1 protein-coding gene is annotated in these 2,696 nt (G+C 45.9%); it reads right to left on the bottom strand.

All coding sequences use genetic code 11. From position 1 onward, the window contains the following. Positions 1–344: 344 nt before the first annotated feature. A complete protein-coding gene (locus tag BG32_RS06905) occupies positions 345–1,541 on the bottom strand; it encodes an MFS transporter (RefSeq protein WP_121526601.1) in 1,197 nt (398 codons plus the stop codon). Between the last annotated feature and the right edge of the window lie 1,155 nt (positions 1,542–2,696).

The raw sequence follows: 2,696 nt of genomic DNA, 5'->3' as shown, positions 1-2,696 counted from the left end.
GATTTAAGATCAGGATCATCAGGAGGCAAACACAGCGTATGTTGTCGAGAGAGAAGGAGCATCATATCATTTCTCATTAGCTCTATGACTTATGGGTAGTCATGAGCTTCCTCAAGGGAGGAGTTAAGATCAGGATCATCAGGAGCCAAATACAGCGTACATTGTCGAGGGAAGAGGAGAAACACATTATCTTTCGTTAGGTCCTGACTTATGGGCAATGATTAGCTCCCGTAAAGAAGCATCAGAAGAACGAGGAGACGTGAACAGTAACAGATCTTCGAAGAATTCTCCTCAGTAGCTCCGGTTTTCACCTACAACCCACAACAACAACCCACAACGGCACTTCACCCAGTTCTCTTTGAATCATACAGTTCCAGGACTCTAGGCTCATTCTTGAAATCCCGATAAAACAGGAAGATGATGAAAGCATTTGCAGCATAAAACGCAGTGCTCAATAAGAACAACTCTGTATAACCGCTGATAGAAGTGCCGACTATGAACCCGAAGATCATTGCAGCCACTGCCCTGACTGTGTTGTTGAGAAATCCGTTTATTCCCGATACTGTTGATAGCTTCGAATCTGGAACATACGAAAATATTATTGAGGTCATGATCGGGTTAGTTATGTTCATGAAGACGAATCTGAAGGCATAGAGTATCGTGAAAAGAATCGGCTCTCTCACAATCACTAGAGAGAGCATCAAGGGGATAACAAGCAACTGCATTGTCAGGTTGAACTTCAGTGCCCCAAAGCGTTTACCCAGCTTGTGCGAGAGTGTTGAACCGGCTGCCGTTCCAAGCTGTGCAATTGACAAGGCAATTCCGATACCTGTTGCCGACATGTTGAATAAGTCCTTGAATATTAGATTTCCAAAGTGAATGAAAAGCCCGGCTCCAAAACCCACGGTTGCCGTGGAAATGAAGTAGTAGGTAAGCACCTTTCGCTGGTCTTGCTGGAGCCCCGAAAAGTTGAAGAGCTCCTTCAATCTGGATCTCGACTCCGTCATCTCAAGTCTGATTACAGGTATGAGTGCCGGTAAATGTGCAACCATAGAGATAATCAGAGTTGTTTGAAGACCGAAGAGGTCCCCAAAGGCCCCGCCAATGAAATTGCCGATGACTCCGCTTGCCATGTTGATCCCGAAATTCAAACCGAAGACCTTTGCCCTGTTTCCCGTCTTTGTTATGCTTGTCATTGTCGCCATGACCACTGTAAAGGCAGTTACTGTGAAACCACCCTTGATGAATGACAAAACGATAATTAACGTCGGATCGACAACGAATGCAAGTGCTATTCCAGAAACGGGAACTACAATCGCAGAGAGAAAGAGAATCTTCTTCTTTCCAATAGTATCCGCGAGAACAGCTGTGAGCAGTCCAATGATCGCCGAGCCCCACAACTGAGCAGAAGTGACGCTGCCTATGAGGGTATTTGAGAAACCAATTTCCCTCAGATATAAGTTATAGACAACACGATACATAGAGATAGTTATCGTAGTTATGAATGTGTAAGTCAGCAGTAATACGATTCTCTTTCTCAACCGGAAGACCTTCTTTGTTAGATTTGCTTACTATATATTACCACTTTAGAAGGATTATGTGGATGATTGGATGCGTTAGTCTGCTGAAGCAAGCCAGTCACCTCTAGTGGTCAGTCTTTGCTTCGCAAGGGCCAGTTCCGCTTCGCTGGCCACAAGATCCGCTGAACGCTGGCTAGAAGACGCTGATCGCTGTGAAGAGCCATCCTTGGATAAGATTAATCGAGAAAATGTAATGTCGAGACGCTCGCTTCGCTCGTGAGAAGAAGAGAGTTTATAATCATTAGCCGTCAACGGTCCAATGAGAAAAGAACGGAAAGAGCGGGTTATAATATGTGGGTTAACTAGAACGGGTTATCAAAACTGGGTTATGAAAACCAAATAGGATTGATTTGCGCAAAGGCACATTTGTTTCGGGAAGACGCAGTGAGGGACTTACGAATAGACGGGGACAGACGTCAGGAGCCCGTCAGTCCCCTATTCGGTTCCCTTATCAGTACTCTTTTGGGCGAACAGCCGTTCGCCCCTACAGAAAGAAATCGACACACTATTCTATAATACTGCTGCACGATCAAGATGAAGACCCTTATCGCTGGAGGAACCGCTTGTTTGAAACGCTGTAGGCTAATCACTCAGAAAAACAACAAGAAGTTGAGTGACGTGAAAATAGAATGGCCGTCATCCTGTGAGCGCTTCTGCACAGGATCTGGATCTTCTATCTGTGAAACCGCTGCTCTTGTTTCCTTATCAGCTCTCGTGGGCGAACAGCCGTTCGCCCCTACAGAAAGAAATCGACACACTATTCTATAATACTGCTGCACGATCAAGATGAAGACCCTTATCGCTGGAGGAACCGCTTGTTTGAAACGCTGTAGGCTAATCGCTCAGAAAAACAATAACAAGTGCATGATTCTGAATGGGATCATTGATCAAGAGGATCGTCTACCGGCTCTTCACGTTCTTCCTGTGCAGCATATCTTTTGCTCCTCTCGCTCGGAGTTCGGAGAATCGTTTACGGTGAACCTGCAATTGTCTCCTGCCGAAGGCGTAACGGACGGGGGGACGTCAGAAGCCCATCAGTCCCCTATTCGAAATGCTACGGGCTGACAATTACAGATGATTATCCGGTTCTTTTGTAGGGGCGAACGGCTGTTCGCC

Origin of the sequence: Mesotoga sp. HF07.pep.5.2.highcov, assembly GCF_003666285.1 — a bacterium.
Lineage (GTDB): Bacteria > Thermotogota > Thermotogae > Petrotogales > Kosmotogaceae > Mesotoga > Mesotoga prima.
This window is presented reverse-complemented; position numbering and strand designations above follow the sequence as displayed.